At 53.9% G+C, this 16,278-nt stretch carries 14 protein-coding genes; 3 read left to right on the forward strand and 11 right to left on the reverse strand.

Annotation, left to right across the window (positions count from 1 at the left end; translation table 11 throughout):
* Nucleotide 1: 1 nt before the first annotated feature.
* From mraY to leuO, 11 genes are all read right to left on the reverse strand, one after another.
* The gene (mraY, locus tag A8O29_RS19170) at nucleotides 2-1,084 is read right to left on the reverse strand and encodes a phospho-N-acetylmuramoyl-pentapeptide-transferase (protein ID WP_110510764.1); all 1,083 of its coding nucleotides are present in this window, start codon (nucleotides 1,082-1,084) and stop codon (nucleotides 2-4) included.
* Nucleotides 1,078-2,436: a UDP-N-acetylmuramoyl-tripeptide--D-alanyl-D-alanine ligase gene (gene murF / locus A8O29_RS19175; protein WP_125354592.1), complete on the reverse strand. Its 1,359-nt coding sequence runs from the start codon at nucleotides 2,434-2,436 to the stop codon at nucleotides 1,078-1,080. Before murF ends, mraY begins: the two co-directional genes overlap by 7 nt.
* Nucleotides 2,433-3,920 carry a UDP-N-acetylmuramoyl-L-alanyl-D-glutamate--2,6-diaminopimelate ligase gene (gene murE / locus A8O29_RS19180; protein WP_125354593.1) on the reverse strand — a complete coding sequence of 496 codons (1,488 nt, stop codon included), beginning with the start codon at nucleotides 3,918-3,920 and terminating at the stop codon, nucleotides 2,433-2,435. Before murE ends, murF begins: the two co-directional genes overlap by 4 nt.
* Entirely contained in the window at nucleotides 3,907-5,673 is a 1,767-nt protein-coding gene (locus A8O29_RS19185) for a peptidoglycan glycosyltransferase FtsI (RefSeq protein WP_110510761.1), read from the reverse strand. The genes murE and A8O29_RS19185 overlap by 14 nt, the downstream gene beginning before the upstream one ends.
* A 15-nt stretch (nucleotides 5,674-5,688) precedes the next feature.
* Nucleotides 5,689-6,054, reverse strand: coding sequence for a cell division protein FtsL (ftsL, locus tag A8O29_RS19190; RefSeq protein WP_110510760.1), 366 nt, complete (start codon nucleotides 6,052-6,054; stop codon nucleotides 5,689-5,691).
* Nucleotides 6,051-6,992, reverse strand: coding sequence for a 16S rRNA (cytosine(1402)-N(4))-methyltransferase RsmH (gene rsmH, locus A8O29_RS19195; RefSeq protein WP_125354594.1), 942 nt, complete (start codon nucleotides 6,990-6,992; stop codon nucleotides 6,051-6,053). The genes ftsL and rsmH overlap by 4 nt, the downstream gene beginning before the upstream one ends.
* 1 nt (nucleotide 6,993) lies before the next feature.
* On the reverse strand, nucleotides 6,994-7,452 hold the full coding sequence (gene mraZ / locus A8O29_RS19200) for a division/cell wall cluster transcriptional repressor MraZ (RefSeq protein WP_110510758.1): 459 nt from the start codon (nucleotides 7,450-7,452) through the stop codon (nucleotides 6,994-6,996).
* Nucleotides 7,453-8,055: 603 nt separating this feature from the next.
* The gene (gene cra, locus A8O29_RS19205) at nucleotides 8,056-9,060 is read right to left on the reverse strand and encodes a catabolite repressor/activator (protein ID WP_125354595.1); all 1,005 of its coding nucleotides are present in this window, start codon (nucleotides 9,058-9,060) and stop codon (nucleotides 8,056-8,058) included.
* A gap of 180 nt (nucleotides 9,061-9,240) precedes the next feature.
* Nucleotides 9,241-9,732: an acetolactate synthase small subunit gene (gene ilvN / locus A8O29_RS19210; protein WP_097162857.1), complete on the reverse strand. Its 492-nt coding sequence runs from the start codon at nucleotides 9,730-9,732 to the stop codon at nucleotides 9,241-9,243.
* 2 nt (nucleotides 9,733-9,734) lie between these two features.
* A complete protein-coding gene (ilvI, locus tag A8O29_RS19215) occupies nucleotides 9,735-11,459 on the reverse strand; it encodes an acetolactate synthase 3 large subunit (RefSeq protein WP_125354596.1) in 1,725 nt (574 codons plus the stop codon).
* A 398-nt stretch (nucleotides 11,460-11,857) separates the two neighbouring features.
* Nucleotides 11,858-12,808: a transcriptional regulator LeuO gene (leuO, locus tag A8O29_RS19220; RefSeq protein WP_174081398.1), complete on the reverse strand. Its 951-nt coding sequence runs from the start codon at nucleotides 12,806-12,808 to the stop codon at nucleotides 11,858-11,860.
* A gap of 627 nt (nucleotides 12,809-13,435) precedes the next feature.
* Here leuO and leuL point away from each other — a divergent pair.
* The 3 genes from leuL (at nucleotide 13,436) to leuB (ending at nucleotide 16,278) form a co-directional block, all read left to right on the forward strand.
* Nucleotides 13,436-13,522: a leu operon leader peptide gene (gene leuL, locus A8O29_RS22985; RefSeq protein WP_125354637.1), complete on the forward strand. Its 87-nt coding sequence runs from the start codon at nucleotides 13,436-13,438 to the stop codon at nucleotides 13,520-13,522.
* A gap of 93 nt (nucleotides 13,523-13,615) precedes the next feature.
* Nucleotides 13,616-15,187 carry a 2-isopropylmalate synthase gene (leuA, locus tag A8O29_RS19230; RefSeq protein ID WP_125354597.1) on the forward strand — a complete coding sequence of 524 codons (1,572 nt, stop codon included), beginning with the start codon at nucleotides 13,616-13,618 and terminating at the stop codon, nucleotides 15,185-15,187.
* Nucleotides 15,187-16,278, forward strand: a complete 1,092-nt coding sequence (leuB, locus tag A8O29_RS19235) for a 3-isopropylmalate dehydrogenase (RefSeq protein ID WP_110510752.1) — start codon at nucleotides 15,187-15,189, stop codon at nucleotides 16,276-16,278. The genes leuA and leuB overlap by 1 nt, the downstream gene beginning before the upstream one ends.

The raw sequence follows: 16,278 nt of genomic DNA on the forward strand, positions 1-16,278 counted from the left end.
ATTAACGCACCTTCAGCGTGGCCAGGCCAATCAGGACCAGCATCAGCGAGATAATCCAGAAGCGCACGATCACGCGCGGTTCCGGCCAGCCTTTCAGCTCATAGTGGTGATGAATTGGCGCCATACGGAAGATGCGCTGACCGCGCAGCTTGAAGGAGCCGACCTGCAAAATGACCGACAGGGTTTCAACCACAAACACGCCGCCCATGATCAACAACAGGAATTCCTGACGCAGCAGCACGGCGATAATGCCGAGCGCGCCGCCCAATGCCAGAGAACCCACGTCGCCCATGAAGACCTGAGCCGGGTAAGTGTTGAACCACAGGAAGCCTAAACCGGCCCCGACGATCGCCGTACAGACAATCACCAGCTCACCGGCATGGCGCAAATACGGAATGTGCAGATAGTTGGCAAAGTTCATGTTACCGGTCGCCCATGCCACCAGCGCGAAGCCCGCCGCCACGAAGACCGTCGGCATGATCGCCAGACCGTCGAGGCCGTCCGTCAGGTTTACCGCATTACCGGTACCAACAATGACGAAGTAGGCCAGCACGATGTAGAAGATGCCGAGCTGCGGCATGACGTCCTTAAAGAACGGCACAACCAGCTCGGTGGCTGGCGTATCTTTTCCGACCATGTACAGCGCGAAGGCCACGCCCAGCGCAATCACCGACATCCAGAAGTATTTCCAGCGGGCAATCAGGCCTTTGGTGTCTTTGCGCACCACTTTGCGGTAGTCATCGACGAAGCCGATGATGCCGTAACCCACCAGCACCACCAGCACGCACCAGACGTACGGGTTAGACGGGTAAGCCCACAGCAGAACAGACACCACAATCGCGGTCAGGATCATGATCCCGCCCATGGTTGGCGTACCGCGTTTACTGAAATGCGACTCTGGGCCGTCGTTACGCACGACCTGGCCAAACGCTAATTTTTGCAGACGGGCGATCATACGCGGGCCCATCCACAGGGAGATGAACAGCGCGGTCAGCAGGCTGACGATGGCGCGAAACGTCAGATAGGAAAAGACGTTAAAGCCTGAGTAATACTTGACCAAATGTTCGGCCAGCCAAACTAACATGTTCCGTTCTCCTGTAGAGCGCGAACCACCTCTTCCATGGCAGCGCTACGTGAACCTTTCACTAAAATGGTAATGATCTGATGCTCTTTGATAAGCGTTTTCAGACGTGAAATCGCTGCAGGCTTGTCGGCAAAATGCTCGCCGACGCCGCTGGCATCGCTAATCGTTTTACTGAGGGTGCCGACGCTGATGACGCAGTCGATGCCCGCCGCTTTCGCCGCTTCACCCACCTGGTGGTGACAGGCTTCGCTTTCGTCGCCGAGCTCTGCCATGTCACCAACGACCATCACGCGGAAGCCTGGCATTTCGGACAGCACCTGCGCCGCCGCAGTCATTGACCCGACGTTGGCATTGTAGGAGTCATCAAGCAGCAGCTGGTTTTCGGCCAGTTCAATCGGGAACAGACGGCCCGGCACGGCTTTCAACGTGGCGAGACCGGCTTTCACCGCGGCTAAGTCTGCACCGACTGCCATCGTCAGCGCCGCTGCGGCCAGCGCATTGGCGATATTGTGACGGCCCGGCAGCGGCAGCAGAACGTCGACGTTGCCAACCGGAGTCTGCAACGTGAATTCGGTCCCGTGGCTGGTGACGTGAATGTTGTTGGCAGTGAAATCACTGTTCGCCGCATTCGGCGAGAAGCGCCACACCTTGCGATCGCCAATCACGCTCTGCCAGTTCAGCCAGTCGTTATTATCGGCGTTCATAATCGCGATGCCGTTCAGCGGCAGGCCGCTGTAGATTTCGCCTTTCGCTTTAGCAACGCCCCCCAGAGAGCCGAAGCCTTCCAGATGCGCGGCAGCCAGGTTATTCACCAGCGCGGCTTCAGGACGCGTCAGATCGACGGTCCAGGCAATTTCGCCCTGATGGTTCGCGCCTAATTCAATCACTGCAAATTCGTGTTCTTTCGTGAGACGCAGCAGCGTCATTGGCACGCCGATGTCGTTATTCAGATTGCCTGCGGTGTACAGCGTGTTGCCACACTGGCTGAGAATGGACGCCGCCATCTCTTTCACCGAGGTTTTACCGGAAGAACCGGTTAAGGCGACAACGCGCGTCGGCACCTGCTGACGTACCCAGGCTGCCAGCTCGCCAAAAGCCAGACGGGTGTCTTCCACCACTACCTGCGGTAAATCACAATCCAGTTTGCGGCTGACCAGCAGAGCGCCTGCGCCAGCGGCTTTGGCCTGCTCGGCAAAGTCGTGGGCATCGAAACGCTCGCCTTTGAGGGCCACAAACAGACAGCCCGCCGTGATTTTGCGGGTATCGGTGGTCACATCATCAATCGTGGCATCCTGGCCCAACAGCTCACCGTTGAGGATCTCTGCAATGCGGCTCAGTGGAAGGCTAATCATGCGACGACTCCCAGCAAACGTGCCGCTGTAACGCGGTCGGAATAGTCGAGACGGCGATTGCCAACGATTTGGTAGTCTTCGTGACCTTTACCGGCCAGCAGCACGACATCGTTCTCTTTGGCCTGCATGATGGTGGCGGTCACGGCTTCAGCGCGGCCTTCCATCACTTTCGCCCGGCCTGCGTCGAGCATCCCGGCGAGAATATCGTTGATGATGGCGCGCGGCTCTTCGGTACGCGGGTTGTCGTCCGTTACTACGGCGATGTCCGCGAACTGTTCAGCAATAGCGCCCATCAGTGGACGTTTGCCTTTGTCGCGATCGCCGCCGCAGCCAAACACGCACCACAGCGTTCCGGTGCAGTGCAGTCGCGCGGCTTCGAGCGCTTTTTCCAGGGCGTCCGGCGTGTGGGCATAATCCACCACCACGGTCGGTTTTCCTGGTGCGCTGAACACTTCCATACGGCCGCAAACCGGCTGCAAACGCCCCGCACATTTCAGCAGGTCAGCCAGTGGGTAATCCAGCGCCAGCAGAGTCGCCAATGCCAGAAGAAGGTTGCTGACGTTAAACGCGCCCATCAGGCGGCTTTCGATTTCGCCTTCGCCCCAGCTGGAGTCGAAGTGAATGGTCGCTCCGCTGTCGTGGTAATTCACCGCAGTGGCTTTCAGCCAGCGACCATGACAGTTTGGATTAATATGGTCTTCCATCGACACCGCGACGGCGTCCGGCAGTTTTGCCAGCCAGCGACGGCCCACTTCGTCATCGGCGTTAATAATCGCCTGACCAAAATGGTGCGTGGAATACAGCATCCACTTCGCCGCTTCGTATTGTTCCATGTCGCCGTGGTAATCAAGATGATCGCGGCTGAGGTTGGTAAACACCGAGGCGACAAATTTCAGCGCCGATACGCGATGCTGAACCAGACCGTGAGAGGACACTTCCATCGCCGCAAAAGAGGCACCCTGCCCTGCCAGGCCAGACAGTACATGCTGTACGTCGACCGCAGAACCGGTGGTGTTTTCGGTTGGAATGACTTTGTCCAGCAGGCCATTGCCCACGGTGCCCATCACGGCGCTGGTTTCACCGAGCAGCTGCGCCCATTGCGCCAGAAGCTGGGTGATAGTCGTTTTGCCGTTGGTCCCGGTCACGCCGACCAGGCGCAATTGTTCTGAAGGCTGGTTGTAGAAACGCCCCGCCAGGGCGGACAAACGTTCGTTAAGCTGGCTGAGATAGATGACCGGTACGCCGTGCATTTCGCGGATTTCGCCATCCGCTGCTTCATCTTTTGCTTCAGCAATAATGGCAGCTACACCTTGCGCTATCGCCTGCGGGATATATCGACGCCCGTCCGCCTGATGACCTAAAACAGCCACAAAGAGGTCGCCCGACGCCGCCACACGGCTGTCGAGTGTCATCTCTCGCAGTACCCGCTCCGGTGCGTTTGGCACCCACGGAGCAAGAAGGTCGCGCAAATTACGATCTGCCACCTGTTCCCTCGCCTTGATTCGTCACAAATTCACTTTTATCGCCCGTTGCCAGCGCATCGGGTTCAATGTTCATGGTGCGCAGGACGCCGCCCATGATGGCACCGAACACCGGCGCGGAAACGGCACCGCCGTAATATTTACCTGCCTGCGGATCGTTGATGACCACCACCAGCGCGAAACGCGGCTGGCTGGCTGGCGCAACGCCCGCGGTGTAAGCAATGTATTTGTTGATGTACTTACCGTCTGGACCTACTTTCTTCGCCGTACCGGTTTTAATCGCGATGCGATAACCTTTGATGGCCGCTTTTACGCCGCCGCCGCCGGGCAGCGCCACACTTTCCATCATGTGAACCACGGTACGTACGATAGGTTCCGGGAAGATACGCTCACCGGGAACCGGGGGATCAACTTTGGTAATCGACAGCGGGCGATAGACCCCGTAGCTGCCAATCGTTGCGTAGACTCGCGCTAACTGTAACGGCGTTACCATTAGCCCGTAGCCGAAAGAGAAGGTGGCCCTCTCTATGTCAGACCACCGTTGTTTTTGAGGATATAAGCCACTGCGTTCTCCGACCAACCCCAAATTGGTCGCTTTTCCCAGTCCAAAGCGTGCGTAAGTATCTACTAACGCTGAGGACGGCATCGCTAACGCCAGCTTGGAGACACCGACGTTACTCGACTTCTGTAGTACCCCGGTCAGGGTTAATTCGCTGTAGCGCGCCACGTCTTTGATTTCGTGGCCGTTAATTCGGTATGGAATGGTGTTCAGAACGGTATTTTCATTGACGATCCCGCGTTGCAGCGCGGTCATCACCACCATCGGTTTAACGGTCGAACCGGGTTCGAACACGTCAGTAATGGTGCGGTTACGCATAATGTCTTTCTGCGTACCGGTCAGATTATTCGGGTTGTAGGAGGGGCTATTGGCCATCGCCAGCACTTCACCCGTGCTGACATCCACCAGTACCGCGCTGCCGGATTCCGCTTTGTTAAACGCCACGGCGTTATTTAATTCGCGATAAACCAGGGCTTGCAGGCGTTCATCAATGCTTAACGCCAGGTTATGTGCGGCCTGGCTGTCGGTCGAGGAGATATCTTCAATCACGCGACCGTAGCGGTCTTTACGCACGATGCGCTCGCCCGACTGCCCGGTTAGCCATTTATCAAAGCTCTTTTCGACGCCTTCGATACCCTGGCTGTCCACGTTAGTGAAACCGATAAGGTGAGAGGTTACTTCTCCGGATGGATAGTAACGACGAGATTCTTCACGGAGATGAATGCCTGGCAGCTTCAGTTTTTTGATGTAGTCGGCCATGTCAGGATTGACCTGACGCGCAAGATAGATAAAGCGCATACGCGGGTTGGTGTTGATGCGCGCGGCCAGCTGATCGAGCGGCATGTTCAGCGCATCGGCCAACGCCTTCCAGCGGTTATCGATGCTGACGCCGCCTGCATCATGCAGTTCTTTCGGATCGGCCCAGATAGCCTTCACCGGCACACTCACCGCCAATGGGCGGCCAGAGCGGTCGGTTATCATGCCGCGCGACGTGGTGACTTCCTGCACGCGCAGGGAGCGCATGTCACCCTGACGCACCAGCATGTCCGGGTTGATTATCTGCAACCATGCTACACGACCCAGCAGGAACGCCATCGCCAGCAAAATACAGCCGCAAAGCAACGCAAAACGCCAACTAATAAAGTTGGCCTGTGCTTCCTGACGTTTTGGTTTAAGCGTCTTTGCCGCTGCTTTCATGCGTCGTGATAATCCTTATTTTTGTACAACGATGTTTTCCTGGGAAGGATCGACATGCTGCATTTGCAGCTTCTCCGTGGCGATCCGCTCAACCCGGCTATGGTCGCCGAGTGCATTCTCTTCAAGGATCAGGTTACGCCACTCAATATCCAGAGCATCGCGTTCCAGAACCAGCTGTTCACGTTGTGCGGTCAACAAACGGGTATGGTGCGCCGTCGTGACCACCGTTATTGCCGACAAAATAATGCAAATGAACAGGCAGAGTGGCAGCTTCCCAAACCGCAAAAGGTCGTCGCCGATCACGCCAGGCAAGGCATGGCGCTCGTTGCTTCCTAACGACCCTTTCACTTTGCTTAGGGCTTCTGACACTCTGCTGATCATGCGTTCGTCCTCTCTGCAATACGCAGTACTGAACTACGAGCGCGTGGATTCTCTGCCACTTCTTGTTCGCCCGGCATCAACTTGCCTAGTGCTCGCAGATAGCGGCCACCCAGTTTCCTGAGTTGCTCTTCGGTCATCGGTAACCCTGCCGGAACCTGCGGACCGCGGCTTTGCTCACGCATAAAGCGTTTCACAATGCGGTCTTCCAGCGAGTGGAAACTGATGATGGAGAGCCGCCCACCCGGGGCCAGCACGCTGAGCGAGCTTTTTAGCGCCTGCTCTATCTCCTCAAGTTCACTGTTCACCCAGATGCGCACCGCCTGGAAAGTACGGGTCGCAGGATGTTTGAATTTGTCTTTCACCGGCATCGCCGCGGCAATGACTTCCGCCAGTTCTTTGGTGCGGGTCATTGGCTCAATGCGGTTACGCTCAACGATGGCGCGGGCAATACGTTTGCCAAAACGCTCTTCGCCAAAGGTTTTGATAACCCAGGCGATATCGGCTTCTTCTGCGTTCAGCAGCCACTCGGCTGCGGACTGGCCACGTGAGGGGTCCATACGCATATCCAGCGGTCCGTCACGCATGAAGGAGAAGCCGCGTTCCGCATCGTCAAGCTGGGGTGAAGAGACACCAAGATCGAGCAGAATGCCGTCGATCTTGCCTGTAAGGCCGCGCTCGCTAACGTAATCAGCCAGCGCAGAAAAAGGTCCATGCACAATGGAAAAGCGGGAGTCATCGATGGCATTCGCCACAGCGATAGCTTCTGGATCCCTGTCGATAGCCAACAACTGCCCTTCCGCTCCCAGTTGCAAAAGGATCAGGCGTGAGTGACCACCACGACCAAAAGTGCCGTCAATATAGATACCGTCAGGACGAATATTCAGACCGTTTACAGCCTCGTCCAGCAGTACCGTTGTATGTTTAAAATTTTCCATCATTTTATAAGGACAAGTCCTGCAACCGCTCCGACAATTCTCCAGAGGCGGACTGCTCAGCGTCGATATCTTCCTTGACTCGTTGATACCAGGTCGTTTCATCCCACAGTTCAAACTTGTTGAACTGTCCGACCAGCATCACTTCTTTGGTCAGTCCGGCGTGTTGCCGTAAAACCGGCGCAATCAGCAAACGACCGGCGTTGTCCATTTGACATTCGCTGGCATGCCCCAGCAACAGACGCTGTACGCGGCGTTCTGCGGGGTTCATGCTCGACAGTCGCGACAATTTTTGCTCGATGATTTCCCATTCGGGCAGCGGGTAAAGCAGCAGGCATGGGTGATGGATGTCAATGGTGCACACCAATTGACCAGCAGCGTTCTCAAGCAGCAAATCCCGGTATCGGGTTGGGACGGCTAAACGCCCCTTGCTGTCGAGATTGACTAACGTAGCTCCACGGAACATGCCAGCCTCACCCCTTTTCTCCACTTTCGCCCACAAATCCCCACCTAAAGGAGTTTACGGAGCGGAGGAAAAGCTTGTCAAGCCAGCACTGATGCCATACGAGTAAGAAAACTCAATAATAAGCACCAATATTCGCCTTGATTAATTTCTGTCCAGCGAACGAGGCAAAATAACGTCATGAATAGTGGCGAGAAAAAAACCAACAGGTTCGTAACGTTTTAGAACAACTCAATTTCACAAAGGTGAAAATATAAAGTGTCAGTTTGCGACGTGCGCGGCATTTTAGGACATTCTCCTCCGCGTTAATAGCCCTTGCTGGAACTGTTTATGCCAGCCCGGAGCCCTTAAAGCGTGAGGAAATGTGAGAGCGTGAATGAAGTGACTGTTAATTCTGCAAAAGGCGACATGAATGTAACAAAACAATACAAAAGAAACCGTTCTTTACTTTTCATTAACCTAAATTAATACCGCTGGGCTTGTTTAAAAAGAAAGTTTTATAGTGATTGGAAGAAACTTAAGGAATTGTCTGAATAAGAATTTTCATCTTTTTCTGGAGGAAAATTAGGAAAGACAATTCCATTCGCTTGCCTTTCCCATTATCGCTTAACGGCGGCTCAGACTTCCGCGACGATACAGATTACGGCGGATACGGCTAAGACCTGGCTTTGGCTTACGGGGCTCATCCAGGCTTGCCAGCACAATTTCCAGCACACGTTCGGCAACATCACGGTGGCGCTGCGCCACGGCCAACACAGGGCACTGAAGGAAGTCGAGAAGCTCATGATCGCCAAAGGTGGCAATAGCCAATTCTGATGGCAGCTTTCCTTCACGACGCAGCGTAACGTCCATCACGCCCTGAAGCAGCGCAAAGGATGTTGTGAACAGCGCTTGTGGCATCGGATGGGTTTCCAGCCATTTTTCGAACAGCTGAGCAGCCGCTTCACGCTCATAGCTATTTGCGTAAAGGAAATTCACTTCGCGCGGGTCATCTTTCCATGCGCTACGGAACCCTTGTTCACGCAGGAAGCTGACGGAAAGCTCCGGTAGCGCGCCGAGATACAGCACTGTTTCCGCCGGGAATTTACGCAGTTCAGCGCCCAGCGCTTCGGCGTCTTCCTGATCGGCCCCCACAACGCTGGTGAAATGCTCGCGATCGAGCGCGCGGTCAAGGGCGACAATCGGGAAGGGATCGTTAGCCCAGCGCTGATAAAACGGATGCTCGGGCGGCAAAGAAGTCGACACGATGATCGCATCCACCTGACGCTGGAGCAGATGCTCAATACAGCGCATTTCGTTGTCAGGCTGATCTTCAGAACAGGCGATCAGCAGCTGATAGCCACGCTGGCGGGCCTGGCGCTCAAGATAATTGGCAATGCGGGTGTAACTGGTGTTTTCGAGATCAGGGATAACCAGGCCAATGGAACGTGTACGGCCCGCGCGCAGACCGGCGGCGACGGCGTTGGGATGATAGTTATGCTCGCGCACAACGGCCATGACCTTTTCGACAGTTTTATCGCTGACGCGATACTGTTTCGCTTTTCCATTGATCACATAGCTCGCCGTGGTGCGTGACACGCCGGCAAGCCTGGCGATTTCATCCAGTTTCACAATTGCCCCTTGCTTAAAATGTACAATCCATAACCATTGTTAAATCATGGAATAAATTCCATAACATCTAAGCGCAGAATGCGCACAGCGGCAACCGCTTTTATTGACTCTTACCGCTGATTTCGCAAAAAAAAGCCCGACATCAAAGGTCGGGCTATGGTTTTCGGATGAAACGCAGGGTTATCGCATTATCTTGTCGCCGCGCGACAGGCCCACAACGCCCGAACGGGCCACTTCGACAATGCGCGCCACATCACGCAGCGAGGCCAGGAAAGCGTCGAGCTTATCGCTGGTCCCCGCCAGTTGGACGGTATAGATAGACGGTGTGACGTCGATGATTTGTCCGCGGAAGATCTCGGTATTGCGCTTCACTTCTTCGCGCCCGTAACCGCTGGCCTGCACTTTCACCAGCATGATTTCACGTTCGACGTGCGCGCCCTGCCCGAGTTCACTCACGCGCAAAACGTCCACCAGCTTGTGCAGCTGCTTTTCAATCTGCTCGATAACCTTTTCGTCACCGACGGTCTGGATAGTCATGCGGGACAGCGTCGGATCGTCGGTCGGCGCCACGGTCAGGCTTTCAATGTTGTAGCCACGCTGGGAGAACAGCCCAATCACGCGCGATAATGCACCCGATTCATTCTCCAGTAAGACTGATAATATCCGGCGCATAATCAGGTTCTCTCCGTTTTGCTCAACCACATTTCATCCATACCGCCGCCGCGGATGTGCATTGGATAGACATGCTCACTGCCGTCAACGATGACATCCACAAACACCAGGCGGTTGTTACGCACCTGCTCCAGCGCTTCACTCAGGCGGGCTTCCAGTTCAGCCGGTTCGCTGACGCGAATCCCCACGTGACCATAGGCCTCCGCCAGACGAACAAAGTCCGGCAGCGAGGACATATAGGATTGCGAATGGCGGCCGGAGTAGATCATGTCCTGCCACTGTTTCACCATTCCGAGGTAGCCATTGTTGAGGTTCAGCACCAGCACCGGCAGCTCGTATTGCAGCGCAGTAGACAGTTCCTGAATGTTCATCTGGATACTGCCATCGCCGGTCACGCAGATAACCGTTTCTGCCGGAAGCGCCATTTTGACGCCTAACGCCGCAGGCAGGCCGAAGCCCATCGTGCCGAGGCCACCGGAGTTTATCCAGTGACGCGGTTTATCGAACGGGTAATAAAGCGCCGCAAACATCTGATGCTGACCCACGTCAGAAGTGACATAGGCTTCGCCCTTCGTCAGACGCCAGATTGTTTCAATCACCGCCTGAGGCTTAATGTGCTCGCTTTCGGTGTCGTACTTCAGGCACTGACGCGCGCGCCACTGATCGATTTGCTGCCACCAGTCGCGGATATCATCCAACGGCTGCGTGGTGGACTCTTGCTCCAGCAGCTCCAGCATTTGTTCCAGCACCTGACGCGCATCGCCCACAATCGGCACATCGGCGGAAACGGTTTTAGAAATCGACGTCGGGTCGATATCGATATGCAACACCGTGGCGTTCGGGCAGTACTTCGCCAAATTGTTGGTGGTGCGATCGTCAAAGCGCACTCCGACGGCAAATATGACGTCGGAGTTGTGCATGGTCATGTTGGCTTCATAGGTGCCATGCATACCGAGCATGCCGAGCGCCTGGCGATGCGTTGCTGGAAACGCGCCTAATCCCATCAGCGACGACGCGACAGGCAGATTCAGTTTTTCAATCAGCATACGCAGCACGGCTTCGCTGGACGAGGTGATCGCCCCACCGCCGACATACACTACCGGTTTTTTGGCGGCAATGAGCGTCTGTAACGCGCGCTTGATTTGGCCTTTGTGTCCAGTCGTGGTGGGATTATATGAGCGCATGCTGACTTCATCCGGCCAGCTGTACGGCAGTTTATTGGCCGGGCTCAGGATATCTTTCGGTAAATCAACCACCACTGGGCCAGGACGTCCACTGGCCGCCAGCCAGAATGCCTTCTTCAGCACGCCGGGAATATCTTCGGTTTGCTTCACCAGGAAGCTGTGTTTTACCACCGGGCGAGACACGCCCACCATGTCGCATTCCTGGAACGCATCATAGCCAATCAGTGAGGTCGCAACCTGGCCTGAAAGGATAACCAAAGGAATCGAGTCCATATAGGCTGTCGCAATCCCGGTTATCGCATTGGTCGCACCAGGACCAGACGTGACCAGCACCACGCCCACTTCACCCGTGGCGCGCGCCAGGCCATCAGCCATATGCACTGCGGCCTGCTCGTGGCGAACCAGAACGTGATCGATTCCCCCCACAGTATGCAATGCATCATAAATATCGAGGACCGCGCCTCCCGGGTAGCCGAATACCTGCTTTACGCCCTGATCGATTAACGATCGAACGACCATCTCGGCGCCAGACAACATCTCCATGGTTTGCCTCCAGGCTTAGTTAATGACGGCGGAACTCATTTCCGCATCGTCATACAACAGGGTTATACCGCCCCCGTTGATTTTAGAATGACAGCATTTCCTTAACATAACCGCTACCTATCAGGCAGGCAATCAGTCGCCTGACCCGTATAACGGGGCCATACAGAAGAAAAGAAAGCTGGATTTAAACTAAACGGTGGAATACTTCAGGAATAAGGAAAGATGATGGAAAAAACTCGAAGGAATGGGCCAACTGCAGGTAATCATGCATTTTTAACGCGGCGGCAGGTCATCAAAAGAATTGATATTAGTGAAATATGCCAACAATAAGGTTATTTGCAGAACAAACCAGATGCTTTCACATCTGGCTTATCAGAAGGGATATGAGTGAGTCGAGATTAACGTCGACAAACTGATACCAGCAGCTCTTCCATCCACTGATGGCCTTTATCGCGGCCCGCAGCTTCGTGCCAGGAAAGGAAACAGGTACGGCTGTTTAATTTCATCGGCAGCGGCAGAATTTGAATATTCAATTTCTTGGTAAAATCTTCCGCTAACCAACGCGGTGCAATTGCCACTAACTCCGTCTGTGAGACGACATTAAGCGCGCTGGTTAATGCCATCCCTTGATAAGCGATACAGGCCTGTTTTTCTACCGTATCGTACCAGGGCTGACTGAATGATGCGAAGCGTTCCAGGGAAACGACAGCATGTTCTTCGTGATATATATCACTTTCTTTCAGCGGACTCAGCAGACGCGGATGACTCACACTCGCCACTAACACCATTTCATCACGAAATAATGGTACACAGGCAAATTCAGGACGACGGAATTCGTCATACCCAATAACAAACTCAAGTTCCTGATAGCGTAACTGATGTTCAGTATTTTGATTTAAGCAGGACTTAAATACTAAATGGGTATTGGGTGCGACCTTATTCACATTATTAAGAATTAATGAGGTCAACACATTATCCAGCGGACTGCACACGCAGAGATTAAACACACGCTCGCTGCTAATCGGTTCGAAGCCTGAACCCGGCAACTCGTTTTGCACTAACTGCAGCGCCTGTCGAACTGAACCAAACAGCTGAGAGGCTCTGGCGGTAGGCTGGATGCCGCGGCCATAGCGCACGAACAGTTCATCGTTGAACATGACTTTCAGGCGCGAAACCGCATTACTGACAGCGGGCTGTGACATGCCTAACAGATGGGCTGCACGGGTAATATTTTGTTCCTGCATGACCGCATCAAAAACGGTCAATAAATTGAGATCGACCGAGCGGAGCTGGGGGCGCACATGCTCCTGACCGGAACCTGTAGGCGATGTTTCTTTTTCAACGATCATACTTGACTCCACTGTCACACTTAATGTCCTTTTCTTAGGTGCAGTAATAAATACTGAAAATATGATTTAACACGCATATACATTTAGAAAAAGAGATACAGACAAATTTAGGAATTTATAAAGTCACGCCAGCAAAAAAGATTAGCCAGACAGAACTACGTTCAATTAACCATCAAACAATAACCGGCGCTTTGTAGATAAATTTTAATCATAAATGGGGGGAATAGACAACATCGCTTTTAGAAAGGATTACTTAAGCAAATTTAAATATGTGATGTAACACAATCTGGATCACATAACAATTCTTTATCAATAAACTGTGAAAATTCTTAAATTCAGAAAATATTAACGTCTAACCCCCGTGATATCATCAAGTTACAGGGGGGATTGCGGCACCCAAATGCGTTACCAAATGAAAATAAAAATTTTGATATGATTCATTTTATTAATCTCACGAAACAACATGAAGATAATCGTCGAAAAAAAAGATGAGGACTAGCACAATTAGCTAATAAAATTTCTCTTTTCCCGGTCACTTACTCCCCCTACTGCCTCAGAAAAGGTTGACATCAATCTGCGTATCCAGTACCACTAAAGGCATATCGAATTCATCTGGAGCATGACGCAATGATCCGCACTTCTCGTTTCACCGGTCTACTACTACTAAACGCATTCACTCTGCGCGGTAGACTGGTGGGCGACGTTTTGCGTTAAGTCATCTCCCAGTAAGACTAAAAACCCGCGCCTTAGCGCGGGTTTTTTTATGCTCGTAGCAAGGCGACCTAAGACTGACAAGGACCTAAAACCATGAGCCAACAAGTCGTTATCTTCGATACCACCTTACGTGACGGTGAACAGGCGTTACAGGCAAGCCTGAGCGTAAAAGAGAAACTGCAAATCGCTCTGGCCCTTGAGCGCATGGGTGTAGACGTAATGGAAGTCGGTTTCCCGGTGTCTTCCCCGGGCGACTTCGAATCCGTGCAGACCATCGCGCGCAACATCAAAAACAGCCGTGTGTGTGGCTTAGCCCGTTGCGTTGAGAAAGACATTGATGTGGCGGCTGAGTCCCTGAAAGTGGCCGAAGCATTCCGTATCCATACTTTTATCGCTACCTCACCGATGCACATCGCCACCAAGCTGCGCAGTACGCTGGATGAAGTCATCGAACGCTCCATTTACATGATTAAACGTGCGCGTAACTACACCGATGACGTTGAGTTCTCTTGTGAAGATGCAGGCCGTACACCGATTGAAGATTTATCCCGCGTAGTAGAAGCCGCAATTAACGCCGGGGCGCGCACCATCAACATCCCGGATACCGTTGGCTACACCATGCCGTTCGAGTTCGCCAACATCATCACCGGCCTGTATGAACGCGTGCCGAACATTGATAAAGCCATTATCTCCGTCCACACCCATGACGATTTAGGTCTGGCAGTCGGCAACGCCATCGCCGCGGTTCACGCCGGTGCGCGTCAGGTTGAAGGGGCAATGAACGGCATCGGCGAGCGTGCGGGTAACTGTTCGCTGGAAGAAGTCATCATGGCTATCAAGGTCCGCAAAGACATCATGAACGTGCAGACCCGGATCAATCACAACGAAATCTGGCGTACCAGTCAGACCGTCAGCCAGATTTGCAACATGCCCATTCCGGCGAACAAAGCGATTGTCGGCACCGGCGCCTTCGCCCACTCCTCCGGTATCCACCAGGACGGCGTGCTGAAGAATCGAGAAAACTACGAAATCATGACCCCAGAATCCATCGGCCTGAATCAGGTGCAGTTGAACCTGACCTCACGCTCTGGCCGCGCGGCAGTGAAACACCGCATGGACGAAATGGGCTACAAAGAGTCCGATTACAGCCTGGACAATTTGTACGACGCATTCCTGAAACTGGCCGACAAAAAAGGTCAGGTGTTCGATTACGACCTGGAAGCCCTGGCGTTCATTAATAAGCAGCAGGAAGAACCTGAGCATTTCCGCCTGGACTATTTCAGCGTGCAGTCTGGCTCCAACGACATCGCCACCGCTTCGGTCAAACTGGCCTGCGGCGGGGAAGTGAAAGCCGAAGCAGCCAATGGCAACGGCCCGGTCGATGCGGTTTATCAGGCCATCAACCGCCTCACCCAGTTTGACATCGAGCTGGTGAAATACGGTCTGACCGCCAAAGGCCACGGTAAAGATGCGCTGGGTCAGGTGGATATCGTTGCTAACTATAACGGACGCCGTTTCCACGGTGTCGGCCTGGCAACGGATATCGTCGAGTCTTCCGCCAAAGCCATGGTTCACGTACTGAACAGCATCTGGCGTGCTAATGAAGTCGAAAAAGAGTTGCAGCGCAAAGCGCAGAATAACGAGAACAAAAAGGAAACCGTGTAATGTCGAAGAACTACCATATTGCTGTTTTGCCGGGTGACGGTATTGGCCCGGAAGTGATGGCGCAAGCCCTGAAAGTACTGGAAGCCGTTCGTCAGCGTTTTGAAATGCGCATCACCACCAGCCACTATGATGTCGGCGGTATCGCCATCGACAAGCACGGCAAACCGCTGCCGCAGGCCACCGTTGAAGGCTGCGAGCAGGCTGATGCCATTCTGTTTGGTTCCGTAGGTGGCCCGAAATGGGAACATCTGCCACCGGCAGAGCAGCCAGAGCGCGGCGCGCTGCTGCCGCTGCGTAAGCACTTTAAGCTGTTCTCCAACCTGCGTCCGGCCAAGCTGTATCAGGGCCTGGAAGAATTTTGCCCGCTGCGCGCGGACATCGCCGCTAACGGCTTCGACATTCTGTGCGTGCGTGAACTGACCGGCGGTATCTATTTCGGTCAGCCGAAAGGTCGTGAAGGCAGCGGCCAGCATGAGAAAGCGTTCGATACCGAGGTGTATCACCGTTTTGAAATTGAGCGTATCGCGCGCATCGCGTTTGAATCCGCCCGCAAACGTCGTCACAAAGTGACCTCGATTGATAAAGCCAACGTGTTGCAGTCTTCTATTTTATGGCGTGAAATCGTTAACGAAATCGCCAAAGAGTACCCGGACGTTGAGCTGGCGCACATGTACATCGACAACGCCACCATGCAGCTGATTAAGGACCCGTCGCAGTTTGACGTCCTGCTGTGCTCCAACCTGTTCGGCGACATTCTGTCTGACGAATGCGCGATGATCACCGGTTCGATGGGCATGTTGCCGTCAGCCAGCCTCAACGAACAAGGTTTTGGTCTTTATGAACCTGCGGGCGGCTCTGCGCCGGATATCGCGGGCAAAAACATCGCTAACCCGATTGCGCAAATCCTGTCTCTGGCGCTGCTGTTGCGCTACAGCCTGGATGCAAACGATGCGGCTTCCGCTATCGAAAGCGCTATCAACCGCGCATTAGAGCAAGGCGTGCGTACCGGCGATTTGGCGCGCGGCAACGCGGCCGTCAGTACCGAAGAAATGGGCGATATCATTGCCCGCTATGTAGCTGAAGGGGTGTAA

The organism is Scandinavium goeteborgense (genome assembly GCF_003935895.2).
Lineage (GTDB): Bacteria > Pseudomonadota > Gammaproteobacteria > Enterobacterales > Enterobacteriaceae > Scandinavium > Scandinavium goeteborgense.

Coding starts and splice junctions, on each gene's coding strand:
- murF (WP_125354592.1), bottom strand. CDS start 2,436: ATGATTAGCCTTCCACTGAGCCGCATTGCAGAGATCCTCAACGGTGAG.
- ilvN (WP_097162857.1), bottom strand. CDS start 9,732: ATGCGCCGGATATTATCAGTCTTACTGGAGAATGAATCGGGTGCATTA.
- leuL (WP_125354637.1), top strand. CDS start 13,436: ATGATCCGCACTTCTCGTTTCACCGGTCTACTACTACTAAACGCATTC.
- mraZ (WP_110510758.1), bottom strand. CDS start 7,452: ATGTTCCGTGGAGCTACGTTAGTCAATCTCGACAGCAAGGGGCGTTTA.
- leuA (WP_125354597.1), top strand. CDS start 13,616: ATGAGCCAACAAGTCGTTATCTTCGATACCACCTTACGTGACGGTGAA.
- leuB (WP_110510752.1), top strand. CDS start 15,187: ATGTCGAAGAACTACCATATTGCTGTTTTGCCGGGTGACGGTATTGGC.
- A8O29_RS19185 (WP_110510761.1), bottom strand. CDS start 5,673: ATGAAAGCAGCGGCAAAGACGCTTAAACCAAAACGTCAGGAAGCACAG.
- ftsL (WP_110510760.1), bottom strand. CDS start 6,054: ATGATCAGCAGAGTGTCAGAAGCCCTAAGCAAAGTGAAAGGGTCGTTA.
- rsmH (WP_125354594.1), bottom strand. CDS start 6,992: ATGATGGAAAATTTTAAACATACAACGGTACTGCTGGACGAGGCTGTA.
- leuO (WP_174081398.1), bottom strand. CDS start 12,808: ATGATCGTTGAAAAAGAAACATCGCCTACAGGTTCCGGTCAGGAGCAT.
- mraY (WP_110510764.1), bottom strand. CDS start 1,084: ATGTTAGTTTGGCTGGCCGAACATTTGGTCAAGTATTACTCAGGCTTT.
- ilvI (WP_125354596.1), bottom strand. CDS start 11,459: ATGGAGATGTTGTCTGGCGCCGAGATGGTCGTTCGATCGTTAATCGAT.